The sequence below is a fragment of the Oceaniglobus roseus genome (genome assembly GCF_002869745.1).
In the GTDB taxonomy this organism is placed as follows: Bacteria; Pseudomonadota; Alphaproteobacteria; order Rhodobacterales; family Rhodobacteraceae; genus Oceaniglobus; species Oceaniglobus roseus.
Genome location: NZ_PNOS01000001.1, coordinates 55,649 through 80,831, shown reverse-complemented (window position 1 = coordinate 80,831; position 25,183 = coordinate 55,649). Strand labels below are relative to the sequence as shown.

Annotated in this window: 27 protein-coding genes; 22 read left to right on the top strand and 5 right to left on the bottom strand. The window is 68.5% G+C overall.

What is annotated here, in order from left to right; translation table 11 throughout:
* The first annotated feature begins 18 nt into the window (after nucleotides 1–18).
* The 13 genes from A7B20_RS00375 (at nucleotide 19) to A7B20_RS00315 (ending at nucleotide 12,280) form a co-directional block, all read left to right on the top strand.
* The gene (locus A7B20_RS00375) at nucleotides 19–942 is read left to right on the top strand and encodes a hypothetical protein (protein WP_157937568.1); all 924 of its coding nucleotides are present in this window, start codon (nucleotides 19–21) and stop codon (nucleotides 940–942) included.
* Nucleotides 943–1,026: 84 nt separating this feature from the next.
* Nucleotides 1,027–1,983 carry an AAA family ATPase gene (locus A7B20_RS00370; protein ID WP_245866459.1) on the top strand — a complete coding sequence of 319 codons (957 nt, stop codon included), beginning with the start codon at nucleotides 1,027–1,029 and terminating at the stop codon, nucleotides 1,981–1,983.
* Entirely contained in the window at nucleotides 1,980–2,873 is an 894-nt protein-coding gene (locus A7B20_RS00365; RefSeq protein WP_102106558.1) for a DUF58 domain-containing protein, read from the top strand. Before A7B20_RS00370 ends, A7B20_RS00365 begins: the two co-directional genes overlap by 4 nt.
* Nucleotides 2,864–3,238: a hypothetical protein gene (locus tag A7B20_RS00360; protein ID WP_102106557.1), complete on the top strand. Its 375-nt coding sequence runs from the start codon at nucleotides 2,864–2,866 to the stop codon at nucleotides 3,236–3,238. Before A7B20_RS00365 ends, A7B20_RS00360 begins: the two co-directional genes overlap by 10 nt.
* Nucleotides 3,231–4,181 carry a VWA domain-containing protein gene (locus A7B20_RS00355; protein ID WP_102106556.1) on the top strand — a complete coding sequence of 317 codons (951 nt, stop codon included), beginning with the start codon at nucleotides 3,231–3,233 and terminating at the stop codon, nucleotides 4,179–4,181. The genes A7B20_RS00360 and A7B20_RS00355 overlap by 8 nt, the downstream gene beginning before the upstream one ends.
* The gene (locus tag A7B20_RS00350; RefSeq protein ID WP_102106835.1) at nucleotides 4,178–5,101 is read left to right on the top strand and encodes a vWA domain-containing protein; all 924 of its coding nucleotides are present in this window, start codon (nucleotides 4,178–4,180) and stop codon (nucleotides 5,099–5,101) included. The genes A7B20_RS00355 and A7B20_RS00350 overlap by 4 nt, the downstream gene beginning before the upstream one ends.
* A complete protein-coding gene (locus tag A7B20_RS00345) occupies nucleotides 5,101–5,787 on the top strand; it encodes a hypothetical protein (RefSeq protein ID WP_102106555.1) in 687 nt (228 codons plus the stop codon). The genes A7B20_RS00350 and A7B20_RS00345 overlap by 1 nt, the downstream gene beginning before the upstream one ends.
* A complete protein-coding gene (locus tag A7B20_RS00340) occupies nucleotides 5,784–6,968 on the top strand; it encodes a BatD family protein (protein ID WP_157937567.1) in 1,185 nt (394 codons plus the stop codon). Before A7B20_RS00345 ends, A7B20_RS00340 begins: the two co-directional genes overlap by 4 nt.
* Before the next feature lie 102 nt (nucleotides 6,969–7,070).
* A complete protein-coding gene (locus A7B20_RS00335; protein ID WP_216641151.1) occupies nucleotides 7,071–7,796 on the top strand; it encodes a response regulator in 726 nt (241 codons plus the stop codon).
* Between the two features lie 7 nt (nucleotides 7,797–7,803).
* Nucleotides 7,804–8,973, top strand: a complete 1,170-nt coding sequence (locus A7B20_RS00330) for an FIST N-terminal domain-containing protein (protein ID WP_245866430.1) — start codon at nucleotides 7,804–7,806, stop codon at nucleotides 8,971–8,973.
* Nucleotides 8,970–11,210 carry a hybrid sensor histidine kinase/response regulator gene (locus tag A7B20_RS00325; RefSeq protein ID WP_102106552.1) on the top strand — a complete coding sequence of 747 codons (2,241 nt, stop codon included), beginning with the start codon at nucleotides 8,970–8,972 and terminating at the stop codon, nucleotides 11,208–11,210. Before A7B20_RS00330 ends, A7B20_RS00325 begins: the two co-directional genes overlap by 4 nt.
* Nucleotides 11,211–11,282: 72 nt before the next feature.
* Nucleotides 11,283–11,936 carry a hypothetical protein gene (locus tag A7B20_RS00320; protein WP_102106551.1) on the top strand — a complete coding sequence of 218 codons (654 nt, stop codon included), beginning with the start codon at nucleotides 11,283–11,285 and terminating at the stop codon, nucleotides 11,934–11,936.
* Nucleotides 11,933–12,280: a hypothetical protein gene (locus A7B20_RS00315; protein ID WP_102106550.1), complete on the top strand. Its 348-nt coding sequence runs from the start codon at nucleotides 11,933–11,935 to the stop codon at nucleotides 12,278–12,280. The genes A7B20_RS00320 and A7B20_RS00315 overlap by 4 nt, the downstream gene beginning before the upstream one ends.
* Before the next feature lie 3 nt (nucleotides 12,281–12,283).
* Here A7B20_RS00315 and A7B20_RS00310 read toward each other — a convergent pair whose 3' ends face one another.
* The gene (locus A7B20_RS00310; protein ID WP_102106549.1) at nucleotides 12,284–13,084 is read right to left on the bottom strand and encodes a quinoprotein dehydrogenase-associated SoxYZ-like carrier; all 801 of its coding nucleotides are present in this window, start codon (nucleotides 13,082–13,084) and stop codon (nucleotides 12,284–12,286) included.
* A 127-nt stretch (nucleotides 13,085–13,211) separates the two neighbouring features.
* Between A7B20_RS00310 and A7B20_RS00305 the strand changes: the two genes are divergently transcribed.
* On the top strand, nucleotides 13,212–14,252 hold the full coding sequence (locus A7B20_RS00305) for a quinoprotein relay system zinc metallohydrolase 2 (protein ID WP_102106833.1): 1,041 nt from the start codon (nucleotides 13,212–13,214) through the stop codon (nucleotides 14,250–14,252).
* Between the two features lie 3 nt (nucleotides 14,253–14,255).
* Here A7B20_RS00305 and A7B20_RS00300 read toward each other — a convergent pair whose 3' ends face one another.
* Nucleotides 14,256–14,882, bottom strand: a complete 627-nt coding sequence (locus A7B20_RS00300) for a hypothetical protein (protein ID WP_245866428.1) — start codon at nucleotides 14,880–14,882, stop codon at nucleotides 14,256–14,258.
* Nucleotides 14,883–15,047: 165 nt separating this feature from the next.
* On the opposite strand from A7B20_RS00300, the gene A7B20_RS00295 reads away from it, so the two are divergent.
* From A7B20_RS00295 to A7B20_RS00270, 6 genes are all read left to right on the top strand, one after another.
* A complete protein-coding gene (locus A7B20_RS00295) occupies nucleotides 15,048–16,160 on the top strand; it encodes an S-(hydroxymethyl)glutathione dehydrogenase/class III alcohol dehydrogenase (protein WP_102106548.1) in 1,113 nt (370 codons plus the stop codon).
* Nucleotides 16,161–16,193: 33 nt separating this feature from the next.
* Complete coding sequence (locus A7B20_RS00290; protein WP_102106547.1) at nucleotides 16,194–16,589, top strand: c-type cytochrome; 396 nt, start codon at nucleotides 16,194–16,196, stop codon at nucleotides 16,587–16,589.
* Between the two features lie 152 nt (nucleotides 16,590–16,741).
* A complete protein-coding gene (xoxF5, locus tag A7B20_RS00285; RefSeq protein WP_425437117.1) occupies nucleotides 16,742–18,514 on the top strand; it encodes a lanthanide-dependent methanol dehydrogenase XoxF5 in 1,773 nt (590 codons plus the stop codon).
* A gap of 108 nt (nucleotides 18,515–18,622) precedes the next feature.
* Entirely contained in the window at nucleotides 18,623–19,132 is a 510-nt protein-coding gene (locus A7B20_RS00280; protein WP_102106545.1) for a c-type cytochrome, methanol metabolism-related, read from the top strand.
* Nucleotides 19,116–19,946 carry a substrate-binding domain-containing protein gene (locus tag A7B20_RS00275; protein ID WP_102106544.1) on the top strand — a complete coding sequence of 277 codons (831 nt, stop codon included), beginning with the start codon at nucleotides 19,116–19,118 and terminating at the stop codon, nucleotides 19,944–19,946. Before A7B20_RS00280 ends, A7B20_RS00275 begins: the two co-directional genes overlap by 17 nt.
* Entirely contained in the window at nucleotides 19,943–20,479 is a 537-nt protein-coding gene (locus A7B20_RS00270; RefSeq protein ID WP_102106543.1) for a PQQ-dependent catabolism-associated CXXCW motif protein, read from the top strand. The genes A7B20_RS00275 and A7B20_RS00270 overlap by 4 nt, the downstream gene beginning before the upstream one ends.
* On the opposite strand, the gene A7B20_RS00265 is transcribed toward A7B20_RS00270, so the two are convergent.
* The 3 genes from A7B20_RS00265 to A7B20_RS00255 are packed head-to-tail and all read right to left on the bottom strand — an operon-like array spanning nucleotide 20,476 to nucleotide 22,779.
* Nucleotides 20,476–21,291 (bottom strand): quinoprotein dehydrogenase-associated SoxYZ-like carrier, encoded by an 816-nt coding sequence (locus A7B20_RS00265; protein ID WP_102106542.1) that lies wholly within the window; start codon nucleotides 21,289–21,291, stop codon nucleotides 20,476–20,478. The two genes, A7B20_RS00270 and A7B20_RS00265, sit on opposite strands and share 4 nt — an antisense overlap.
* Entirely contained in the window at nucleotides 21,288–22,196 is a 909-nt protein-coding gene (locus A7B20_RS00260; RefSeq protein WP_245866426.1) for a YncE family protein, read from the bottom strand. Before A7B20_RS00260 ends, A7B20_RS00265 begins: the two co-directional genes overlap by 4 nt.
* Before the next feature lie 46 nt (nucleotides 22,197–22,242).
* Complete coding sequence (locus tag A7B20_RS00255) at nucleotides 22,243–22,779, bottom strand: SRPBCC family protein (RefSeq protein WP_102106541.1); 537 nt, start codon at nucleotides 22,777–22,779, stop codon at nucleotides 22,243–22,245.
* Nucleotides 22,780–22,977: 198 nt separating this feature from the next.
* Here A7B20_RS00255 and A7B20_RS00250 point away from each other — a divergent pair, with 198 nt between their 5' ends.
* Both A7B20_RS00250 and A7B20_RS00245 read left to right on the top strand, forming a co-directional pair.
* Nucleotides 22,978–24,162, top strand: coding sequence for an ABC transporter substrate-binding protein (locus A7B20_RS00250; RefSeq protein ID WP_102106540.1), 1,185 nt, complete (start codon nucleotides 22,978–22,980; stop codon nucleotides 24,160–24,162).
* Nucleotides 24,163–24,176: 14 nt separating this feature from the next.
* Nucleotides 24,177–25,145, top strand: coding sequence for a PQQ-dependent catabolism-associated beta-propeller protein (locus tag A7B20_RS00245; RefSeq protein ID WP_102106539.1), 969 nt, complete (start codon nucleotides 24,177–24,179; stop codon nucleotides 25,143–25,145).
* Nucleotides 25,146–25,183 lie beyond the last annotated feature (38 nt).

Genomic DNA, 25,183 nt, shown 5'->3' with positions numbered 1-25,183 from the left:
AGTGTGAAGGGGTGTCGGGTGCGGACAGTCGGAACGATGCTGGCGGCGTTCTTCTGCCTCGTCGCACTTCCCGCCCTCGCGGGTCCGAGCCGCGCGGATTTCCTGAAACTGGCGCAGACCGGCTGGGTCTATGACCTCGACACCGCGCGTATGCGGCGGCCCGGCACGGTCGAGCCGAAGCTCGACAGCCGCGAGGTGGCGCTGGGCGACATCTGCCTGTTCGGCGAGACACCGACGCCGCTGACCCGCAGCGTCGTCACCGCCTACACCGGCCTCCTCCGCCGCATCTACGGCCGCACCGCCCCCGTGACCTTCGCGGGCGACGGGATCGAGTCCTGCCCGCCGCACCAGCGGATGTACATCCGCGTCTATTCCGGAACGCCGCCCTCCTCGGCGTTCAACGGCGACCTGAAGGTGCTGGACCGCGAGTTCGACATCCGCTTTCCGCCGCGATGGCACATGCCCGTCGCTTCCCCGGCCGAGGCGAACGGATTCTTCGGGCGCAACGGCGCGACGGCGCACCTGATGATCAGCCAGGCGCCGGGCGAGCCGACGCCGCTCCAGACCCGGTTCTACACCTCGATCCTGATCGAGGAGATGTACCAGGTCGTCTCCTTCGGCGCGGATATCCTGAAGTTCGACCGCGACGTGCCGTTCCTGTCGAAGCTCCAGGAGGTGCCGGTGAACCTGCGCTACCGGCCCTGGACTTCCGAAGCCTTCATGCGCGGACTTCTCGGCAGCAATCCCGCCGGGCTCTGCGGTTTCGACGTGTTCATGCTGCACGCGCTGGCGGCCTCCCGGCTGGACTCGACCAACTCGGAGCAGCTGCTGACCTTCATCGACGCCAATTTCGACCGGATCGCCGCCAGCACGCGCGAGACGATGCAGGACCCGGCGTTCGCGCTGCTGCTTGACGACGGCTGCACCGACCTGCCGGACTGAGCGCCCCGACCCCGACCTTGGGCTGTATGGCCAGTCGACCGCAAGCCTTCCAGTATGGTCCCGAGAAAGCGGGAGGGCGACGTGCTGGACGCCAAGTCACAAGCGGCATACGAGCGGATCGCGGCCCTGCGCGATTGGCTGGGGCAGGGGCTGATCGGCAGCGAGGCGCTGATCGAACATCTGCTGATCGGGCTTCTGACCGGCGGGCATCTCCTGGTCGAGGGCGCGCCGGGGCTGGCGAAGACGCGGGCGGCCAAGCTCCTCGCCTCGGCGCTCCACGGCGATTTCGCGCGGGTGCAGTGCACGCCCGACCTGCTGCCAAGCGACCTGACAGGCACCGACGTGTTCAATCCCGAAACCGGCCGGTTCGCCTTCGCGCCGGGACCCGTGTTCCACAACCTCGTGCTGGTGGACGAGATCAACCGCGCGCCCCCGAAGTTGCAGTCGGCCCTGCTGGAGGCGATGGCCGAGCAGCAGGTGACGAGCGGCGGCACGACCCACGCGCTGCCCGATCCGTTCCTGGTCGTCGCCACGCAGAACTCGATCGAGCACGAGGGGACGTTCCCCCTCCCCGAGGCGCAGATGGACCGGTTCCTGCTGCACATCCAGCTGGGCCTGCCGGACCTGACGACCGAGCGGCGGATCCTCGACCTCGTGGAGGGCGAGCAGCGGGACGGTGCGGGCACGCCGCCCGAGGTCAGCCTCCAGTCGGTGCGCGAGGCGCGGGGCGCCGTGCGGCAGGTTCACCTGTCGCCCGCCCTGCGCGACTACATCGTGCGGCTGGTGGTGGCGACGCGGGAGGCGCCGGTGGCCGCCGAGGTCGCCCATGCCGTTTCCCCGCGGGGCACGCTGGCGCTGGCGGCAGCGGCTCGGGCGCGGGCCTGGCTGCTGGGCCGAGACCATGCCCTGCCCGAGGACGTGGAGGCGATGGCGGCGGATGCCCTGTCGCACCGGATGATCCTGACCTGGTCGGCCACGGCCGAGGGCCGCACGCCCCGCGCGCTGGTCGCCGAGATCCTGGAAAGGACGGAGCCGTTGTGAGCGGAGTCGGCCTCTCCGGGACAGGTGTGACCCTCGGCGCGGCCGAGCTGATCGCGCTGCGCGGGGCGGTGGCGGAACAGCGGCGCGGCCCGGTCCGGCCCAGTTCGCTGCCGGGCGGTTTCGCACTCAGGAAGCGCGGGCAGGGGCAGGTGATCGCCGACAACCGCGCCTATGTGCACGGCGACGACCTGCGCCACCTCGACCGCGGCGCGACGGCCCGGACCGGCGTGCTGCACGTGCGCACCTTCCACGAGGAGCGGGACCGGGTCAGCTTCCTTGTCGCCGATTTCCGGCCCTCGATGCTCTGGGGGATGAAGAGGGCCCTGCGCTCGGTCGCGGCGGCCGAGGCGCTGGCCTGGCTCGGCTGGCAGGCGGTGGATGCGGGCGGGCGCGTCGGCCTGATGGCGCTGACCGGCGAAAGCCGGGTGATCGTGCGCACCCAGTCGCGGACACGGGGGATGCTGGCGGTGATCGGCGGCATGGTCCGCGCCCATGCCGCGGCGCTGTCCGCCGCGGGGCGCGGTCAGGTGCAGGACGATCCGCCGCTCGACCGCGCGCTGGAGGACCTCGGGCGGATCGTGCCGCGCGGCGCCTCGGTGATCATCGCCTCGGCGCTGGATGCGCGGGGGCCGGGGTTCGACACGGCGCTCGGCGAGCTGTCGCAGCACCGAACGCCGCAGTTCCTGCTGATCGGGGACGGCGCGCTCGAGGATCTGCCGGCCGGGTACTATCCGCTGTCCGCCCCCGGCGGCGGGCGGTTCCGGGCGCTGTTCCGCGGCCGGACGGCGGCTGCGGACCCGGCGGCCTCTCTCGCCGGATACGATGTCGCGCGGATCGACGCGGGCGAACCCGTGGCCGAGGCGCTGCGGCAGGCCGCCCCATGGCCATGACGCGGGACGAGATGCTTGCCTCGCTCCACGGCATCCGCCTGCCGGATGCCGCGGCGGGCGGGCGGCTGGCCGACGTGCTGGTGGCGCTCGGGCTGGGACTGCTGCTGGCCGGTGTGCTTGGACTGCTGCTGCCGCTTTTCGCCCGGCGGCGGGCGCGGCGGGATGCGCGAAGCCTGCTTGCCGCGCGGATCGCGGCGGCGCGGGGCCTGCCGGAAGAGGAGCGCGCGGTGGCGATGCTGCACCTTCTGCGCGACACCGCGCCGACGGAGGCCGAACGGCTGCGGGCGCGCCTCTATCTGCCCGGCCGCTTCCCCGACAGCGCCGAGCTGGAAGCGGTCCTGACGCAAAGGCGTGCGGATGCCTGAGTTCGCCGATCCCGCCGCCTTCCTGCTGCTGGCTATCCCGGTGCTGATCTATCTCGCCGCCCCCGCAGCCGCCCGGTCGCGCGCCGTGCTGATCGTGCCCGAGGGCGTGGGGCGTCACATCCTGGCCGGGGCCGAGGGCGTGAAGGGCATGCCCTGGCGCAGCATGGCGCTGCCCGGACTTGTCTGGGTGCTGCTGGTAATCGCCCTGGCCGGGCCGCGGCAGCTGGCGCCGAACGTGGCGCTGCCGATGACGGGACGCGACCTGATCCTCGCGTTCGACCTCTCGGGGTCGATGGTCAGGGACGACTTCAGCCTCGACGGAAAGCCGATCACCCGCTTCGACGCGCTGAAGCGGGTGGGCGAGCGGTTTGCACGGGACCGGGCGGGGGACCGGCTGGGGCTGATCGTCTTCGGCTCCGAAGCCTATGCCGCCGCCGCGCCGACATTCGACACCGGCGCCGTGGCCGACACGATCCGCGACCTCGTCATCGGCATCTCGGGGCGGGCGACGAACATCTCCGATGCGCTCGGCCTCGCGCTGAAGCGGCTGGAGGCTTCGGACGCACAGACCAAGGTGGTGATCCTGCTGTCGGACGGCACCAACAACGCGGGCTCCGCCATACCGCGCGACGTGGCGCGGCTGGCGCGCGAGATGGGGGTCAGGGTCCACACCATCGCCATGGCGCCGAAGACCCTGGCCGAGGCGCCGGAGGAGCGCGGCGTGGTCGACGCCGCGACGCTTCAGGCCGTGGCGGACATCAGCGGCGGGAAGATGTTCCGGGGGAAGACCCTGGACGACCTGGAGGCGGTGGCGGCTGACCTCGACCGGCTGGAGCCGACCGCGCGCGCCGGTCTGGCGGCCGAGACCTACCGGGAACTCTGGATCTGGCCCGCGCTGCTTGCCGGGCTGCTGGGCCTCTGGCTCGGGTGGCGGCGGGGATGAGCGGGCTGGCGGAGATCGTGCTGCTGCGGCCCTGGTGGCTCCTGGCCGTGCCGGTGGTGGTGGCGCTGGCGGTCGTGCGGCTTCTCCGTACCGGGGGGCTGGGGGACTGGCAGGCGCGGATCGACCCGCACCTGATGGCGGCGATGCGCGGCATGGGGCGGGTGGACCTCTCGGGCGCGCGGCTGGGCGGCTGGCCGCCCTTCGCCATGGCGGCGCTGGTGGCGCTGGCGCTGACCGGGCCCGCGCTGCCCCGGAGGGACGCGCAGACCTTCCGCAACCTCGACGGCGTGGTTTTCGTGATGGACCTGTCGGCCTCGATGACCCGCGACGCGACCTGGCCGAAGACCGTTACCATGGCCCGCGCGGCGCTGAGCGTGCTCGGCACCAAGCCCGCGGCGCTGATCGTCTATTCCGGCGACAGCTACCTCGCCTCGCCGCTGACCACGGACCGGGTGCAGATGGGTCAGACGATCTCGCTTCTCGACGATGAGACGATCCCCGACCGCGGCAACCGCCCCGCCCTAGCGCTGGACCAGGCGGCGGACCTGCTGGAGCGGGCCGGGATCCTGGCGGGCGACGTGATCCTGTTCACCGACGGCGCGGGGCTGGGGCCCGAGGCGATGGCGGCGGCCGGGCGGATCGCGGGCCGCGGCGCGCGGCTGTCGGTCGTCGGGGCCGAAACCGCGCCCCATGGCGCGCCCGTGGACCCGCAGGCGCTGGCGCGGCTGGCGGAGGCGGGGCAGGGCGCCGTCTATGGCGTCGACGACACCGCGCGGATCATGGCGGACTTCGGCCGCCAGGACGATCCGCGGCTCGAGCGGCAGGATCTGAAGCTGCTGTTCCTGCGGGGTTACGGCCGGATCCTGCTCTTGCTGGCGCTGATCCCGGCGGCGCTCCTGTTCCGGCGGGAGGCGGCGTGATGCGCTGGCTCGCCCTTGCCCTCGGCGCCCTCTGCCTTGCGCTGTCGGCGGTCCTGGGCGGCACCGCGCCGCTGGGCCGGGCGGCGCTGGCGCTGAACCTGCCGGGGCTGGCTGTGCCGCTGCTGGAGGATCCCGCGTGGCGCGGCGTGGCGCTGTTCGACGCCGGGCGGTTCGCAGAGTCGGCCGAGGCATTCCGCGCGGCGGGTCCGGAAGCGGCCTACGACCTCGGCACGGCCGAGGTGCTGGCCGCCAATTACGCCGCGGCGCTGGAGGCCTACGACCTTGCCATGGCTCTTGGGCCGGACGTGGAGGCGCGGGCGAACTTCGACCTGGTGGCCGCCTTCTATGGCGCGCGGGCGATCGACGCGGCGTCGGTGTCGTATTTCAAGGAGAAGACCGACGGCCCGGTGGAGGCGGCCGAGGTCGGCCGGGGGTCGGGCCGCGCCTCGGGGTCGGGCGACGAGGTGACGAACAAGGGCGCGACGATCGCCCTGCCGTCCCTGCAAAGCGGCGAACAGCTGGGCGTGCGGCGGGTCTTCGACGACAGCTTCATCGCGGCGAACCCCCGCTGGCTGGCGACGCTGGAGGATGTGCCGGGCGTCTTCCTGCGGGCGCGCATCCTCGAGGAATACCGCCGCCGCCGCGATTCCGGCACCGGGCAGGCGCAGGAGGAGGAGCCGTGGTGATCCGCCTGATGCTTTGCCTCCTTTTGCTGGCCACCGGCGCGACGGCGCAGACACTGGCGGTCGACCCGGCCGACCTGACGCTGGAGGTGCAGGTCGAGGAGATGGCCCAGACCCCCTTCGTGGGCGAGATGGTGCTGGTGACGATCCACGGCGTCTACAAGCGCCACATCACCCGCGAGAAGCTGATCCAGCCCAAGCTCGACGGCATGAACTGGATGCAGCTCGGCGAGGATCACTGGTACGAGAGCATGATCGACGGCCGCCCGGTGAAGAACATGCGCCGCCGCATCGCGGTCTTCCCCGACCGGGCCGGCAAGCTCGAGATCGGAGCGTTCGAGCACAGGCTGACGCTGCTGGACGAGGCGAACCGCTGGTTCGAGTACAGCATCCATTCGGCCCCCGTGACCTTCGAGGTGGCCGAGCCTCCGGCGGTGAAGGGCTGGTGGTTCCCGGTGAGGAACCTGGAGATTTCCGACAGCTGGTCCAATCCGCCCGACCAGCTGAAGCCCGGCGAGGGGGTGTTGCGGGTGATCCGGGTGGCGGCGCTCGGGGCCAGCCCCGACATGCTGCCGCCGATGCCCGAGCTGACATCGCCCTCGGGGCTGGTCTTCGCCCACCCCGAGAAGCGGCTGGTCAACCTCACGCCCTACGGCCCCGAAGCCATCGCGTTCTGGCGCTGGACGATCACCCCGACCAACGCGCGCTCGGCGATTCTCGAGCCGATTCGCGTCGGCTATTTCGACACCCGCGACCGGCAGCAGCACGAGGTCGTGATCTCGCCCCAAAGGGTGGCCTTCGAGGAGGGGACGCCGCCGCCCGCCGCGGTGCAGGACCGTTCGCACGCCTATGTCGCGCTGCAGGCGCGCGGTCTGCTGGCCATCGCGGCGCTCGCGCTGCTGGCGGGGGTAGCCATGGCGCTCTGGTCGCACCAGGCAAGCGCGCAACCTGCGATTGAGAAGTTGCGGCAATATCGGTTGCGCGTCCGCCTGTTAAGGGCCGCGCGTCGGGGTGATGCGGCGGCGGTCCGGGCGCTGGCGCGGCAGCTCGACCGTGCGGCACCCGCGAACGCAGGTCGTGCTGCGGTGCTGCATGAACTCGACCGAAGCCTGTTCGGCAAGGCCCCGGAGGCTCCGGATCTGGGGGTTTTCCGCCGCCGCTTCGTCGCTGCGCTGCGGCCATGAGAGACCGGGACCGCCGTCTTTGGCGGCACCCCGCCCGTGCCGTCCAGCGCGCTTGCCTAGCGCGCGGGCGGTTTGCTAACCTCCTTTCAGGGAGGAACAAAAATGCTGGACATGCCGAAAAGGGACGGGCCGCTCAAGATCAGGTCGATCCTGGTCATCGACGACCATCCGCTCTATTGCGACGCGCTGTCGTCGACCCTGAGCGCGCTGTTTCACACGTCGGCCGTGCGCTCGGTGCTGTCGCTGCGCGAGGCCATGGCGGCGCTCGACGCGGGGCTTCAGCCCGATCTGGTGCTGCTGGACCTGAAGCTGCCCGACGTCGTGGGGCTGACCGGGTTCTACAACCTGAAGGAAAGGCTTTCGGACGTGCCGTTCCTGGTGATCTCGGCCGATGTCTGCGACTCCACGATCCAGACGCTGATGGAGGCCGGGGCGGCCGGGTTCATCCCCAAGGACGCCTCGCGCAGCGTGATCGCAACGGCGCTGCAACGGGTGCAGAACGGCGACAAGTTCCTGCCGGCGGGATACTGTCCGCAGAAGCGTGCGGCGCCGAAGGACGGGGTGGACGCCGACGAGATCGCGCGGCGCATCGGCGAGCTGACGCCGCAGCAGGCCCGCATCATGGGGCTGATCTGCGCCGGGATGCCGAACAAGCTGATCGCCTACGAATTGTCGCTGGCCGAGGCCACGGTGAAGGCCCACATCACCGCGCTGCTGCGGCGGCTCGGGGTGCGGAACCGGACCCAGGCGGCGGTCCTGGTGAACAGCGCCAGCCTGGAGCGCAACATCCGGATGCCCGAGGCCGAGCCGCGCGCCCTGACGGGGTGAGCGCCGAATGAACCTGGTTTCCCCGCCAGACATGGGGGTGTCCCGGACGGTGCGCGTCGGCGTTTCGGCCGATCCCTCGGCGCGGGTTGCCGTGGCTGCGGCGCTGGCGGGCATCGACCTGTCGGCGACCGGCTTCCTGCTGGTCTTCGTGCCCGAACGGCTGATCTGCGGCGAAGTCGCGCGTGCGCTTGCCGCCGTGGCGCCGGGGGTTCCCGCCTTCGGCTGCACCAGCGCGGGGCAGATCACGCCGGAGGGATATTCCGACACCGCCCTCGTCGTCGCGGCCTTCCCGCGGCGGCACTTCCGCTATGCCTCGATGCTGCTCGACCCGCTGAAGCCGGTGTCGATCGAGGCGACCGCGCTTCGCGCGCGCAACCTGTCAGAGGGCTTCAAGGCCACGCACGGCTGGCGGCGGTTCGGGCTGGTCTTCGCCGACGGGCTGTCGAAGCAGGAGGACATCCTGATCGCCGCGCTCGAGGCCGGGCTGGACGGCGTGCCGCTGTTCGGCGGCTCGGCGGGACACGGGCTGTCCTTTGACGTCACCCATGTCCTGCACGGCGGCGGGTGTCACCAGAACGCGGCGCTGTTGCTGATCGTCGAGACGGACCTGGAGTTCCGGGGCCTGAAGTTCGACCATTTCATGCCGACCGAACAGCAGATCGTCGTCACCGATGCCAGCCCCGAGGACCGGCTGGTGCACGAGATCAACGGCTCGCCCGCGGCGTCCGAATACGCGCGGCTGATCGGCGTGGCGCCGGAGGACCTGTCGCCGCGGGTCTTCGCCGAGAACCCGCTTCTGGTGCGCAACTTCGATTCCTACCACGTCCGCGCGATCCAGCAGGTGACCGAGGGCGGCGGGCTGGCCTTCCTGTCCGCGATCGAGAACGGGTTGATCCTGACGCTGGGGCGGGGGAAGGAGATCCTCGAGACCATGAACGCCGAGCTTTCGGTGACGGGGCAGTACGGGCTGCCGCCCGAGATCGTGCTGGGCTTCGACTGCGTGCTCCGGCGGCTCGAGATCGAGCAGAACGGATGCGCGGGCGAGGCCTCACGCATCCTGCGCGACCGCCGGGTGATCGGCTTCAACACCTACGGCGAGCAGCACGGCGGACTGCACATGAACCACACCTTCGTCGGCATCGCCTTCTTTCCGCCTCCGGGCGATGCTTTCGCATGATCGACCCCTCCGAACCCCTGACCGTGCAGGTCGAGAAGCAGGCCAAGATCATCAAGGCGCTCATGGAGCGCGCCAACCATCGCCACGAACTGGGCGGATCGGCCTATTCCCTGTTCCAGTCGGCGGTCACGCTGCAGGGCAAGGTTTCGGAGAAGACCCGCGATCTCGAGCGGGCGCTGACGACGCTGGGCCGCGCGTCCTACCGGCTGGAGACCTCCGAGGTCGAGCGGGCGCAGAGCCAGCAGAGCCTGACCGACGCGCTGGAGTCGATGGACGGCGGTTTTGCCCTGTTCACGGCCGGGAAGCTTCGCGTGTTCAACGACTTCTTCAAGTCGCTGGTGCCCGGGGTCGGTCCGCTGATCCAGCCGGGGCTGAGCCTTGCCGAGTACTTCCGCGCCGTCGCGGCCAGCCCCGACATCGTGCCCCAGAACGAGGGCGACCGGCAGAAGCTCAGCAGCGCGCTGCTGAGTCCCGGGGGCAGCGCGCCGCCGCCCTTCGTCTTCGCGCTGAGGAACGACCGCTGGTTCGTGATCTCCTACCGGCGCACCAGAAGCAACAACACGGTGGTGCTCCAGACCGAGATCACCTCGATCGTGCGCTCGAACCGGCTGGAGAAGAACCGCCTGATCGACGCGCAGGAGCATTTCCTGAAGGCGGCCTTCGACAACATGCCGCAGGGCGTCTGCACCTTCTCGCAGGACGGCACGCTGCTGATCCGCAACACGCGGTTCCAGAACCTGCTGAGCCTGCCGTTCACGCTGACCCAGGTCGGCACATCCTTCGGGCAGATCATCGAGCATCTGAACGAGAGGGTGCTGATCGGCGCCTTCCCGCACGAGAGCTTCGACGGGCTGATGCGGTTCCTGCGCCGGGCGGGAAACCTGCGGTTGCGGGAAAGGCACATCGACGGGCCGGTGCTGGACATCGACATCCGGCCGCTGCCCGACGGCGGCTGCATCGTCAACGTCATGGATGCCACGGTGGAGTCGCAGACGACCGAGCAGCTGGAAAACCGGGTACGGCTGCGGACGCAGGAGCTGACCGAGGTGAACTCGGCCCTTCTGCGCCAGCACGAGCAGCAGGCGCGGGTCGAGGAGGACCTGCGCGTCGCCAAGGCCGAGGTCGAGGCGGCGATGTCGTCGAAGACCCGCTTCTTCGCCGCGGCGAGCCATGATCTGCTGCAACCGATGAACGCGGCCAAGCTGCTGATCTCGTCGCTGAGCGAGATGGCGCAGGACACAGACATGGCGCGACTGGTAGCCCGGCTGGACAGCTCGTTCCACTCGATGGAGTCGCTCCTGCACGCGCTTCTCGACATCTCGCGGCTGGAATCGACGGACATCAAGCTGGTGCCGTCGGATTTCGCGCTGGACGGCGTGCTGCAGACGGTGGCCGAGGATCTGGGGCCGCTCGCCTCCGAGAAGGGGTTGCGGCTGACTGTCGTGCCCTCGAAGGTCTGGGTGAAGAGTGACCGGCGCTACCTCGTGCGCTCGGTCCAGAACCTCGTCAACAACGCGATCCAGTACACCGAGACGGGGCGCATCCTGGTCGGCTGCCGCCGCCGGGGCGACCGCGTGGTGCTGGAGGTCTGGGACACCGGCATCGGAATCTCGAAAGCCAACCAGGCGCGGATCTTCCAGGAGTTCACGCGGGTCAACGCCTCGGCCAAGGCGGGATTCGGGATGGGGCTGGGGCTGTCCATCGTGCAGCGGGCCTGCGCGCATCTCGGCCACCCGGTGCGCGTGCGTTCCAAGCCCGGGGTGGGGTCCGTGTTCTCGATCGAGCTGCCGGTCGTCGCGCCGTCCGAGGCGGGGCCCGAGGCGCAGGCGGCGGAGGCGGCCGAGACGGATTTCGACCTGATCGTCCTGCTGGTGGAAAACGATCCCGGCGTGCTGTTCGCGATGACCCAGCGGCTGGAGGGCTGGGGGGCGAGCGTGCTGGCCTGCGCCTCGACCGCCGAGGCGCTGGCGCTGTTCGACGACATCGACATGGCCCCCGACATCATCCTGGCCGACTACCAGCTCGACAACGGCGAGACGGGGATCGACGCGATCCTGGCTCTGCGGGAGCGGACGGGGATCGACATTCCGGCGATCATGATCACCGCCAACCACGAGGACACGCTGAAGGAGGCGCGGGTGCGGCACAACTTCTCGGTCCTGATGAAGCCGGTGAATCTGGCGCGGCTGCGCCCGCTGATCGACTGGAAGACGCGCCGCGCCCGGGCGGCGGAGTGAGGGTGCGATACCAAAGTCGGCGCTGACGCTGCCGGTCGCGGCGATAGGCTCGACCGCAAAAGGGAGGATGCGATGATCCGCAAGACGTTTCCGGCCGTTCTGGCCGCGCTCATGGCCACGGCTTCGCCGCTCTGGGCGGTCGAGACCTATGACCTGATCTTCAAGACCGGGACGCTCGACGGCATCCCCGAGACCGAGGTGCTGACCTATGACCGCGACATCGCGATCCCCGAGGATGCCGAGTATGCCGACCGCAACACCGGCGAGATCCGCCTGACCTTCGAGCCCGAGCAGATGGCGCGGCTGACCTTCCTGAAGGACGGCAAGCACGCGAACGTCGGCGCCTTCCCGGCCACGGTCGGCAACCCGGTCATCATGTATTTCGTGGAGACCGTGCTGCGTGACGTGGCGAAGGAGGCGGGCGGCAGTCCCTTCTACATCCGCAACCGCATCAAGGAGGCGCTGGTCCAGCCGGTGCCGATCACCGACGTGACCGTGCCCTACGACGGCAAGGAAGTGGCGGCGAAGCGGATCGTGCTGCGCCCGTTCGAGAACGACAAGAACCGCGAGAAGATGGGTGCCTACGGCGACCTGGCGCTGACCTTCACCATGTCCGAGGACGTGCCGGGCTGGTACGCCTCGCTGGCCGCCGAAGCGCCGGACGGCAAGGGCGGCGCGGCCTATTCCTATGACCTGGAGCTGGTGCCGGGGGAGGACGGGAAATGAGGGGCCTGGCCTTCGCGCTCTGCCTGCTGCCGCTGCCCGCGCTGGCGCAGTCGGTGGCCGAGCGGCTGAACGATTACCCGACCGAGGCGCGGGCCGATTACGTCTTCGGCTGCATGGCGGCGAACGGGCAGGGGCGGGACGTGCTGCTGAAGTGCTCCTGCTCGATCGACCGGATCGCGTCGATCCTGCCCTACGACGCCTATGTCGAGGCGGAAACCGTGCTGTCGCTTCGCCTTGTCGGGGGCGAGCGGATGTCGATCTTCCAGACCGCCGCGCCCGCGAAGAAGTTCGTCGCCGACCTGCGCCGGGCGCAGGCCGAGGCCGAGATCATCTGTTTCGAGTGACGGTCAGCTTGCCGCGTCCTTGGGCAGCGTGTGGTCGAACACGTTGCCCTCGGTATCCTCGGCATGGACGCGCAGGTCGGGCGAGCCGTTGTCGGTGTAGGTGAAGCGGAACACCGGGTTCTCGCTGATCGAGATGCCGCCGTCGAGGGTGAACAGCATCTCGTCGCCCTGGTAGACCTCGAGGTGGTCGATGAAATGCGCGCCGATGAAGAGCTGCGTCACCTGGTCCCGCTGGAGCCCGGAATAGTTCGGGTGGCGGATCATGATCGCCGCCTCGCGCCGGGGGGTCGACATCTGCGGCTGCGTCTCGCCGAAGCTCCTGAGCTTCATCTCGCCCATGGAGGCCAGCGCCAGCTCCGGGTCGCGGGACGCAGGGGCCGAGCAGCCGCCCGAAGCCTTCACGAAGCGGCCGTTCATGAAGCTGCCCTGGTCCGTCTCTGCGATCACGCGGACGTTCGAATACTGGTTGACCCGCACGCGCAGGTCGAACTTCAAGGGGTGCATGGCGGGGCCGAACGTCAGCTCGGCAGCCACGGGCGCCGGGTTCTCGTCGATCACCACCATGGCACTGTCGATCATCGGGGCGTCGTCGGTCTGCACGATCTCGATCGGCACCGTCGCGGCGTCGTTGGCGCGATAGGGCGCGTCGACGCTGAACAGCGCGCTGCCGTCCTGAAGTGCCGCATCGCCCACGATGGAGTCCTTCAGGTCGGCCCAGCTGCCCTGGTCGGTGAGGGGATTGTCCTGGGCCAGGGCCGCCTGGGCCACGAGCGCGGCGAGGGCCGCAGAGACGAGCAGTTTCATCCTGTCCTCCCAAACAGTGCCGGTTTCCCATACCACATCCGCGCCCCGGGCGGTACGGATCCTTTGGGATGCATCGCGGGAACGTGACGGCGCGGTATGCTTTCCCCGTGCCGTCCGGGAAGGAATGATGTTCGAAGCCGTGTTCGCCCTGTGCCTGCTGGCCGATCCCGCAGCCTGCCGCCGAGTGCTGCTGCCCGGATACGAGGCGGCTTCGGCAGAGGCCTGCGCCGCACTGCTCGCCGCCAGCCCGCCGTCACCCGCGGTGCCGGACGGTCTGTCGGGCGGCACACCGGAGTGCCGGGACCAGGGCGAGGTTGCGGCGTTCGAGGAGGTGGCCGACGGCGTCTTCGCCCATCGCGGGATCATCGCGGACGCCGATGCGGCGAACGGTGGCGACGTGTCGAACGCCGTCTTCGTGATCGGGGAGGAAGCGGTGGCGGTGATCGACACCGGCGGCGCGCGGCAGGTGGGCGAGGCGATCTTCCGCGCGATCCGGGCAAGGACGGACCTGCCGGTGCGCCATGTCATCCTGACCCACATGCACCCCGACCATGTCCTCGGTGCCTCGGTCTTCGCCGATGCCGGGGCCGAGGTTATCGGTCACGCCGGGCTGGCGCGCGCTCTCGCGGACCGGGCGGAAACCTACCTGACCAACTTCGGCGAGCGGATCGGCCTGCCCGCCTTCCTCGGCACCACCATCCTGCCCCCCGACATCGCGGTGGAGGCGCTGATGACGCTGGACCTCGGCGGCCGGGTCCTGGATCTGCGCCCCTGGCCCCCGGCCCATACCGGGACGGACCTGACGGTGGTCGACCGGAAGACCGGGACGCTGATCGCGGGCGACCTCCTGTTTCACGAACACACCCCGGCGCTCGACGGATCGCTGCGCGGCTGGCAGGGCGTGATGGAAAAGCTGGAGGGCGAGCCGTTCGAACGGGTCGTGCCGGGACACGGCGGGCCGGTGCTGGACTGGCCCGGCGGCGCGACGGACCTCGACCGCTACCTCTCGGTGCTGGCGAAGGACACGCGCGAGGCCATCGCGCGGGGCGACACGCTGGGCGAGGCGATCCGCAGCGTGGGGCAGGAAGAGGCCGGCCGCTGGGAGCTGTTCGAGCTGTTCAACGCCCGCAACGCCACCGTCGCCTATACCGAGCTCGAGTGGGAATAGACCCTATTCCGGCGGAATGGCCGCGTCCATCTCGCGGGCGATGGCGAACAGGCGCTTTTCGATCAGCACCGGCGTCTCGCAGACGTAGGTCAGGGACTGCTTGCGGTCCTGGTAGATGCGTTCGTCCCAGGCGATCTGCTCTTCCATCTTGTCGATGGCGTCGAAATCGGCGTCGGTCTTGCCGACCTTGGCCATCGCCGCGTCCATGGCGACGCGGGTCTCGTCGATGCGTTCCGCCAGCTTCGCCTGGCTCAGGGAGTAGCGGGTGATCCCCTTGATGAGCTTCGAGCGGTCGCGGTTCATCCGGGTGAACAGATCCGCGAAGACCAGGCTCATGTCGTCGCCGGTCAGGTCGGGATGGGCCGCGACGAAATCCGCGATCAGCTGCGGCGTCTCCTCCACCGGGATGCGGCGCAGCTCCAGTCGCCCCACCAGATCCCCGGCCGCCGCTGCAAGCGCGGGGTCGAGGTCGCGCTCGGGCACCGGACGCGGCCACATCACGCCGAGGGAAAGCGAGTCCACCCGGCGCTGGAGACAGGGCCATTCGGGGTCCGAATAGTCGGCGGCCTGAAGCGGTCCGGCAAGGGACAGGGCCAGCAGGACAGCGGCGTACTGCATCGGGCGCGGCATCAATTCTCCTCCCAGAGCATGACACAAGGCACTTTACGGGGGTGTCCCGTCGTGTCCATCTCGGTGGACATACACCAAGGTCTTAGTTGTCGGGTTTGGTCCCGTGCCACTAGCCTTTTCTTCAACAGCCGCAAGGGCCACGACAAAATACGGGAAGGACGTGCAATGCGCACACGCGCCGCAGTTGCAGTTGCAGCAGGAAAACCTCTGGAAGTGATGGAAGTGAACCTCGAAGGGCCCCGCAAGGGCGAGGTTCTGGTCGAGATCAAGGCCACCGGCCTTTGCCACACCGACGAGTTCACCCGGTCCGGCGATGATCCCGAAGGCATTTTCCCGGCGATCCTGGGCCACGAGGGCGCCGGCGTCGTGATCGAGGTGGGCGAGGGCGTGACCAGCCTTGAGGTGGGCGACCACGTCATCCCGCTCTATACCCCCGAATGCCGCCAGTGCGAATACTGCCTCAATCCCAAGACGAACTTGTGCCAGGCGATTCGCTCGACCCAGGGCCAGGGGCTTCTGCCGGACGGCACGACGCGGTTCTCGATGCTCGATGGCACGCCGATCCATCACTACATGGGCTGCTCGACCTTCGCGAACCACACCGTGGTGCCCGAGATCGCGCTGGCGAAAGTCAGGAAGGATGCGCCCTTCGACAAGATCTGCTACATCGGCTGCGGCGTGACCACCGGCATCGGCGCGGTGATCAACACCGCGAAGGTCGAGATCGGCAGCCGCGCCGTGGTGTTCGGCCTGGGCGGCATCGGCCTGAACGTGATCCAGGGCCTGCGGCTGGCGGGCGCGGACCAGATCGTCGGCGTCGACCTGAACGACGACAAGGAGAAGATGGGCCGCCACTTCGGGATGACCGACTTCGTGAACCCCTCGAAGGTCGACGGCGACATCGTGCAGCACCTCGTGCAGCTGACCAAGGGCGGCGCCGACTACACCTTCGATGCCACCGGCAACGTGAAGGTGATGCGGCAGGCTCTGGAATGCGCGCACAAGGGCTGGGGCGAGAGCATCATCATCGGCGTGGCGCCCGCGGGGGCCGAGATTTCCACCCGGCCGTTCCAGCTGGTCACCGGCCGGTCCTGGCGCGGCACCGCCTTCGGCGGCGCCTCGGGGCGGACGGACGTGCCGAAGATCGTCGACTGGTACATGGACGGGAAGATCGAGATCGACCCGATGATCACCCACAAGCTGAAGCTGGAGGACATCAACCACGGCTTCGAACTGATGCACGAGGGCAAGTCGATCCGCGCCGTCGTCGAATACTGAAGACTGCCATTGCAACACACCGAAAGGACGCCCATGCACTATGCCCTGACCCTTGCCCTTGGACTGACAATGGTCGGCACGATGGCCCTTGCCGAAGCCCACGGAGGATCGGGAGACGCTGCGAAAGGCGAGCGTGTGTTCCGCAAGTGCATGGCCTGCCATGCCGTCGGCGAGGGGGCGAAGAACAAGGTCGGCCCCGAGTTGAACGGCGTGGTGGGACGCGCCGCGGCATCGGTCGAGGACTTCAAGTATTCGCCGGCGATGCAGGAGAAGGGCGAGGGCGGACTGGTCTGGGATGCCGGGACGCTCGACGCCTTCCTGACGAACCCGAAGGACTATGTCCCCGGCACCAAGATGGCCTTCCCGGGGCTCAAGAAGGATGGCGAGCGTGCAGACGTCATCGCCTATCTCGCGACGTTCACGGAATAGGAGGGCCCGACCGTAATCAGTGTTCCGGACGCCGGTGGAGGAGGCCGCGGACGGAAATTCGAAGACCAAGTAAGGCCCGGTTCCGGGCAAGTTGTCGAAATCAGACCTTTAGGGAGGTAAAGATGAGAAAGACACTTACACTCACAACCGCGATGCTGCTGGCGACGACCGGCCTCGCATCCGCGAACGACGACCTGATGTCGAAGATGGACGATCCCAGCCAGTGGGTGATCCAGACCGGCGACTACAAGAACCAGCGTTATTCCAAGCTGGACAAGATCAACAAGGACAACGTCAAGGATCTCCAGGTCGCCTGGACCTTCTCGACCGGCGTGCTGCGCGGCCACGAAGGCTCGCCCCTCGTCGTCGGCGACACGATGTACGTCCACACGCCGTTCCCGAACATCGTCTACGCGCTCGATCTGGCCAACGAGGGCAAGATCAAGTGGAAGTACGAGCCGAAGCAGGATCCGGACGTCATCCCGGTGATGTGCTGCGACACCGTCAACCGCGGCGTCGCCTATGCCGACGGCAAGATCTTCCTCCACCAGGCCGACACCACGCTGGTCGCGCTGAACGCCGACACGGGTGCCGTCGAGTGGAGCGTGAAGAACGGCGATCCGGCGATCGGCGAGACCAACACGGCGACCGTGCTGCCGGTGAAGGACAAGGTCATCGTCGGCATCTCCGGCGGCGAGTTCGGCGTGCGCGGGTCGGTCACGGCCTACAACATGTCCGACGGCAGCCAGGCCTGGCGCGCCTATTCCATGGGCCCCGACTCCGACATCCTGATGGATCCCGAGAAGACCACGCACCTCGGCAAGCCGGTTGGCGCGGATTCGGGCACCAACACCTGGGAAGGCGACCAGTGGAAGATCGGTGGCGGCACCACCTGGGGCTGGTATTCCTACGATCCCGATCTGAACCTGATCTACTACGGGACCGGCAACCCCTCGACCTGGAACCCCGCGCAGCGTCCGGGCGACAACCGCTGGTCGATGACCATCATGGCCCGCGACGCGGACACCGGGATGGCCAAGTGGGTCTACCAGATGACCCCGCACGACGAGTGGGACTATGACGGGATCAACGAGATGATCCTGACCGAACAGGAGATCGACGGGCAGTCCCGCAAGCTCCTGACCCACTTCGACCGCAACGGTTTCGGCTATACGCTGGACCGCGAGACGGGCGAACTGCTGGTGGCCGAGAAATACGATCCGGCCGTCAACTGGGCGACCGAGGTCGTCATGGACAAGGAGAGCGACCAGTACGGCCGTCCCCAGGTGGTGGCGCAGTACTCGACCGAGCAGAACGGCGAGGACGTGAACTCGACCGGCATCTGCCCGGCGGCGCTCGGGTCCAAGGACCAGCAGCCGGCGGCCTATTCGCCGGATACCGAGCTGTTCTATGTCCCGACCAACCACGTCTGCATGGACTACGAGCCGTTCCGCGTGTCCTACACCGCCGGTCAGCCCTATGTCGGCGCGACCCTCGCGATGTACCCGGCGCCGAACAGCCACGGCGGCATGGGCAACTTCATCGCCTGGGACAACGTGAAGGGCGAGATCAAGTGGTCGATCCCCGAGCAGTTCTCGGTGTGGTCGGGCGCCCTCGCAACGGCCGGCGGCGTCGTGTTCTACGGCACGCTGGAAGGCTACCTGAAGGCGGTCGATGCGCAGACGGGCGACGAACTCTACAAGTTCAAGACCCCCTCGGGCATCATCGGCAACGTCATGACCTACGAGCGTGACGGCAAGCAGTACGTCGCGGTCCTGTCGGGCATCGGCGGCTGGGCGGGCATCGGCCTTGCGGCCGGTCTGACCAACCCGAACGACGGTCTGGGCGCCGTGGGCGGCTATGCCGCGCTCAGCGACTATACCGCGCTCGGCGGCCAGATGACGGTGTTCGCTCTGCCCGAGTGATCGGCTTCGGGCCCCCGCGGAGGGGCCCGACACCAGGGACCGGCACAGGCGCGCTTGTGCCGGTCCTGCCATCACGGTGGCCCATGAAAACACTGAGTAGGGAAGAACATGAGTAAGATTGCAGGCATCGCCGCAGCGGCCCTGATCGCCAGCGCCGGGCTGGCCCTGGCCCAGGATGCCGAGAACATCAAGGCCGACCATGAAGAAGGCGGCCGCTGGTTCACCGTCGACGACATCCCGACCTTCCGCGTGACCGAGGACGGGACGGTGGATTACCCGGTCTACAACGGCTACCGCCGCTACCACTCGGAATGCCACGTCTGCCACGGCCCGGACGGCGAAGGCTCGTCCTATGCCCCGGCCCTGAAGAATTCCGCGGTGAACCTCGATTACGGCACTTTCGTCAGCATCGTCGCGGGCGGCAAGCAGGAGGTGAACAACGCGCAGAACCAGGTGATGCCCGCCTTCGGCGACAACGCCAACGTGATGTGCTTCATCGACGACATCTACGTCTACCTGAAGGCGCGCGGCACGGATGCGATCCCGCGGGGACGGCCCGCGAAGAAGGATCCGAAGACCGAACAGATCCGGGAAGACGAAAATGCCTGCCTCGGCTAGGACGATCCTTGGCCTGATCCTGTGTCTGCTGGCCCCCATGGCGGGGGCCCAGACCTCGGATCTGGTCTCGAAATCGGCGCTCCGGGTCTGCGAGGATCCGGCGAACCTGCCGATGTCCAACACCGCCGGCGAAGGCTACGAGAACAAGCTGGCCGAGCTGATCGCCGAGAAGCTGGAGTTGCCGCTCCAGTACGAATGGTATCCGATGGCCACCGGCTTCATCCGCCAGACCCTGCGCGCCAACAAGTGCGACCTGGTGATCGGTTTCGCCCAGGGCGACGAGATGGTGCTGAACACCAACCATTACCTGACCTCGGCCTTCGTCCTGGTGGTGAAGAAGGACGGCCCCCTGTCCGCGGTCGATACCCTGTCCGACCCGGCGCTGGCGGACGCGCGCATCGGCATCGTCGCGGGCTCTCCGCCCGCCACGCACCTGGCGCGCAACCGGCTGCTGGTGAAGGCCAAGGCGTACAATCTGGTGGTCGACCGGCGGTACGAATCCCCGGTGCTGGACATGCTGGGCGATCTCGACAAGGGCGACATCGACGCCGCGATCGTCTGGGGTCCGATCGCCGGGCCGCTGGTCAAGTCCGATCACCCCGGCCTCCAGGTCACGCCGCTCCTGAAGGAGGAGCTTCCGCCACGGCTGTTCTTCCGCATCACCATGGGCGTGCGCCCGGGCGAGAAGGTGTGGCAGCGCAAGCTGAACTCCCTGATCCGCCGCAATCAGGACGAGATCAACGCGATCCTGGCCGACGCCGGGGTGCCGCTGATCAACGACATGGGCACCGCCCCGCTCGAGGGCACGAATTGATCCGGGCGCTGCTTCTGGCACTTCTGGTGCCGGGGGCGGCCCTGGCGCAATCGCTGATCGAACCCGACGACTACCGACAGGACGAATACCGCGGCCCGGTTCCGGTCTCGATCACCGGGGGCACGGTGGTGGACTCCGACGCGGCCTATGCGCTCTGGAAGACCGATCGCGTGGCCTTCGTCGACGTGCTGCCCCGGGCGCCGAAGCCGAAGGGCCTGCCCGAGGGGACGATCTGGCGCGAGAAGCCGCGCAACTCGATCCCCGGGGCGATCTGGCTGCCGAACGTGGGCTACGGGCGGCTGGCGGACGTGACGGCCGCCTATTTCCGTGCGGGGCTGGAGAAGGCCACCGGCGGCGACATCGACGCGCCGGTGCTGTTCTTCTGCCTGAACGAATGCTGGATGTCCTGGAACGCCGCCCGCCGCGCGCTGGAATACGGATACACCCACGTCTTCTGGTACCCCGAAGGCACCGACGGCTGGACCTTCGAGGAATATCCCACCGTCGAACTGGAGCCCGAGCCGGGGTTCTAGAACCCCGTCACCGCCTTGTGCGCATGGGTCACCGCGCCGCCGGTGTCGGTCAGCTCCACGTCCACCTCGTGGGTGTCGCCCGGCACGCCAAGCGTCAGGTGCGGGTTCTCGCTGAGCGAGATGCTGCCGGTGACATCCACGAAATCCTGCCCGTCGAGGTCGATGTCCAGCGAATCGACGTAGCGGGTCGGGATGAAGAGGAGCGAGATCTGGTCCATCTGGAGGCCCGAGTGGCTGGGATGCCGGATCCCGAGGTCGAGCTTCTTGTCGTGCGGGGCCGAGGGGTTCAGCTTCGAGGCCAGGCTCACCGGTTCGGCGAAATCGGTGATGTCCAGCGTCATCTGGCCGAGATCGGCCAGCGCCTCCTTCGGGTCGGTGCCCGGAGGGGCCGAGCAGGCGCCCTGGCCCGAGGTCTTCACGAAGGCTTCGGCCACCAGCATCTGCCCCTCGGTCGTGCGGGCGACGATGTGGAGCGGCGTCGGGCCGTTGATCCGCATGGTGACGTCGAAGAAGAACCGCTCGAGCGGGCGGCGCATGGTGAACACGGCCGAGACGGGCATCGGGTTCTCGTCGAGGATCACCATCACGCTTTCCAGCTGGCGACCAGGCGGCGCGCTGACCGTGGCGGCAATCTGGGTGCGCGCGTCGCTGTCGGTGCGATAGGGCGCGTCGATGGCGATCAGGTCGGCGGCGGGGGTCATGTAGTCGTCGCCGAACAGCGCCTGCCGGACGTCGTCCCAGGCCTCGCCTGCCATGGCCTGCGGTGCCAGGGCGACCAGCGCGGCGCCCGCCAGCAGAGTGATCCGTGTCATGGTCTTCCCTCCCCGTGATCCCGTGCGATGAAATGGCCGAAGGCGCGCGGTCCGTCACCCGTTCCGATCTCTCCCGTGACGGTCCGGCTGGCCGCGTCGATCAGGCTGACCGAGTTCGAGAACCAGTTCGCCACCACAATGGTGCGGCCGTCTTCCGTCACGTCAATACCCTCGGGGTATTCGCCGACGTCGAGCGTGGCCTCGACCGCCAGGTCGTCCAGCCCGAAGACGCTGACCGTGTCGCCGTACTGGTTGGTCACGAACCCCGCACCCTGCGCGAAGGCGATGCCGTAGGGGCGTTCGCCCACCTCCACGGTGCCCGTGACCTGCCCGGTGGCGGGATCGGCGACCGTGACCGAGTTCGAGCCGACATTGGCGGCATAGATCATCCCGTCGGGCCCCGCCGAGATGCCGAAGGGGCGTTCGCCCACGGTGATCGCGTGGCGCAGCTCCAGCGTGGTCAGGTCGAACACCGACACGCGGTTGGCGTCCCGGTCGGCGGAGGCGAGCCAGCTGCCGTCCGCCGCCACCGCCATGCCCGCCGGTGCGCTGCCGGTTTCCAGCGTGCCGCGCTGTTCCAGCGTCTCGGCGTCCAGCACCCAGATCCGGGCGTTGTACCAGTCGGAGACGAAGATCCGCCCGCCCGCGCCGTCCACGGCAACGCCGATTGGCCCGCCGTCCAGCGTGGTCTCCGACTGCTCGGTCGCGGTGGCGATGTCGAAGCGGCGCACCGTCTTGCTGTCGGGGCTGACGGTGAAGAACCAGCCGTGCGCCTCGTCCACCGAGATGCCCGCGGGTTTCCCGGGCACCTCGATGCGCTTCACCTCGGTGCGCGCGTCGAGGTCGAGGATGCTGAGGTCGCTGCTGTTCTGGTTGGTGACGAAGGCAAAATCCCCTGCCGCCACGGGCGTGGCGGCAAGGGCAGGTATGAACGCCAGGGAGAGAAAGCGTTCAATTGCTGGCAAATCGCGCCACCAATGCGTCAAGCCCGGCCTTGTAGACCCCGGTGACCGCGGCGATGGCCGCCTCGTCGTTCAGCTCCGGGGGCGGATCGTTGTTCGGATAGCCGCGGTAGAAGGCGCCGCGCCATTCGACGATGGAATGGGTGTCGTCCACCGGCTTGACCGTCAGGTGCGAGGAATAGTTGGTGACCGGCAGAACCTCCACCGCGACGTCGGTGATGCGGTAGGAATAGCTCATCTTGTCGGCGTCGTACTTGTAGAGGATTTCCGAGATCGTCGGCCCGTCCGGCGCGCCGAGGTGCAGCACCCGCGTCGCGTCGATGGCATTGCCGCCTTCGCCCTCGCTCGCGGCGACGGCGGGGTGCCAGCTCATGTCTTGGAAATTGCCGATCACCGCCCAGACCTCGGACGCCGGGGCGGCGACTTCGGCCTCCAGCGTCACCTTCTGGCGGGTCGGCCCGTGGGCAAGGGCAAGCCCCGGCACCAGCAGGGCGAAGAGGATGGCTAGAAGCCGGGTCGGTCGCATCGGGAACCTCACGCTTGGAACTTACGCGATGCCGCGGCGGAACCGGCGTGGCGGGCCAGGGGCCGGTGCCAACGCAGGTGTGACACGCCGGGGCGTCGAAAACATGCTAGTCGTCGGATGCCCCCCCGCAATGAGCCATAAGTATCGGTTCAGTCCCACCAGGCCGCGGGTCAGGGTGCAGGAGAGGGAGGCTTTCTGATGCGCATGTTGCTGCGGCTGGTGCTGGCATTGTGTCTGGCTGCGTGGTGGTCGGGCGCGGCCCGCGCGCTCGACGTGCGCGCGGCGGTGCTGCGCGTCGACTATCCCACCGTCCTGCCCATCGCCCGCTCCGACGTCCGGCCCGAAGACCTGGGCTTCGCCGGTGCCGCTCTCGGCGACGAGGACAACCAGACCACGGGCAGCTTCCTTGGCATCACCTTCGCCACTTCCAACGTCACCGCGACGCCGGAGACGATGATGGAGGCGCTGGACACCATCCTGTCCGAAGGCATCCGCCTGATCGTCGTCATGGCCCGCGCGCCCGATCTTCTGGCGATCGCCGACAAGGCGGGGCCGGACGTCCTGATCCTGAACGCCGAGGCGCGGGATACGTCGCTGAGGGACGACCAGTGCCGCGCCAATGTCCTACACATCTCGCCCAGCCAGAACATGATGGCCGACGCGGTGATCCAGTTCGCGATGTGGAAGAAGTGGTCGCGGCTGTTCCTGATCGAAGGCTCGAACCCGGCCGATACCGCGCTGGCCGATGCCTACCGCAAGGCGGCGACCAAGTTCGGCGCGAAGATCGTCGAAACCCGCGTCTACGAGGACACGGGCGGATCGCGGCGCACCGACACGGGTCATGTCCTTGTGCAGCGGCAGATCCCGGTGTTCACGCAGGGCGCGAAGGAGCATGACGTGGTCATCGCCGCCGACGCCTCGGACGTGTTCGGGCTGTACCTGCCCTTCAACACCTGGGAGCCGCGGCCGGTCATGGGCTCGGGCGGGCTACGCCCCGTGACCTTCCACCCCGATCACGAGGCCTGGGGCGCCACCCAGTTCCAGCGCCGCTTCGAAGAACTGACCGGGCGGCTGATCCACGAGGAGGATTACGACGTCTGGCTCGCCATCCGCGTGATCGGCGAGGCGGCGATCCGCACCGGTGCCGCCGAGGTGCCGACGCTGCGCGACTACATGCTGTCCGACGCCTTCGAGCTGGCGGCGTTCAAGGGACGGCCGGTGAACTTCCGGTCCTGGAACGGACAGCTTCGCCAGCCCGTGATCCTGACCGACAGCAAGCTGACCATCAGCGTCTCGCCGCAGGACGGATACCTGCACCAGCGCAACACCCTCGACACGCTCGGGCTGGATCAGCCCGAAAGCGCCTGCGAAGCCTTCCAGTGACAACGGGAGCCCCCATGAAGTACAGCATTCTCGCCGCCGCCCTTCTGGCCGCGCACCCCGCCCTGGCCGCCAAGGTCTTCGTGACCAACGAGCGGGGCAACACCGTGACCGTGATCGACAGCGGGACCTGGGAGGTGATCGACGAGTTCGACGCGGGCAACCGCCCCCGCGGCGTCGGCGTCAGCCCGGACGGCAAGCTGCTGTACGTCTGCGCCTCGGACGACGACCAGATCAAGGTGTTCGACACCGAGACTTACGAAGAGCTCTATTCCCTGCCCTCCGGCCCCGACCCCGAACAGTTCACCAAGCATCCCTCGGGCAAGCTGCTGTACGTGGCGAACGAGGACGACAACCTGGTGACGGTGGTCGACACCGAAAGCCGCACCGTCGTCGCCGAGGTGCCGGTGGGCGTGGAGCCAGAGGGCATGGCGATCAGCCCCGATGCGAAATACGTCATCAACACGTCCGAGACGACGAACATGGCGCATTTCATCGACACCGAGACCTACAAGATCACCGGCAACGTGCTGGTCGACCAGCGCCCGCGCTCGGCGATCTACACGATGGACGGCTCGAAGCTCTACGTCAGCTCCGAGATCGGCGGCACGGTCAGCGTGATCGACCCGAACGCCGAGGGCGGGCCGAAGCTTCTGGACAAGATCGGCTTCGAGGTGGCGGGCGTGCAGCCCGAGTGGCTCCAGCCCGTGGGGGTCCGGGTGACGCCGGACAACAAGTGGCTGTTCGTCGCCCTCGGCCCGGCCAACCGCGTCGCCGTGATCGACGCCGAGACGGACGAGGTGGTGGACTACATCCTCGTCGGCCAGCGGGTCTGGCAGATGGATTTCACGCCCGACCACAAGTACCTGGTCACGACCAACGGCAACTCGAACGACGTGACGGTGATCGACGTCGAGGCACAGAAGGCGATCAAGTCGGTTCAGGTCGGGATGCAGCCCTGGGGCGTCGCCATCACGCCCGAGTGATGGTCTGTCCCCCGGCGCGGGAGGGCGCCGGGGACTGC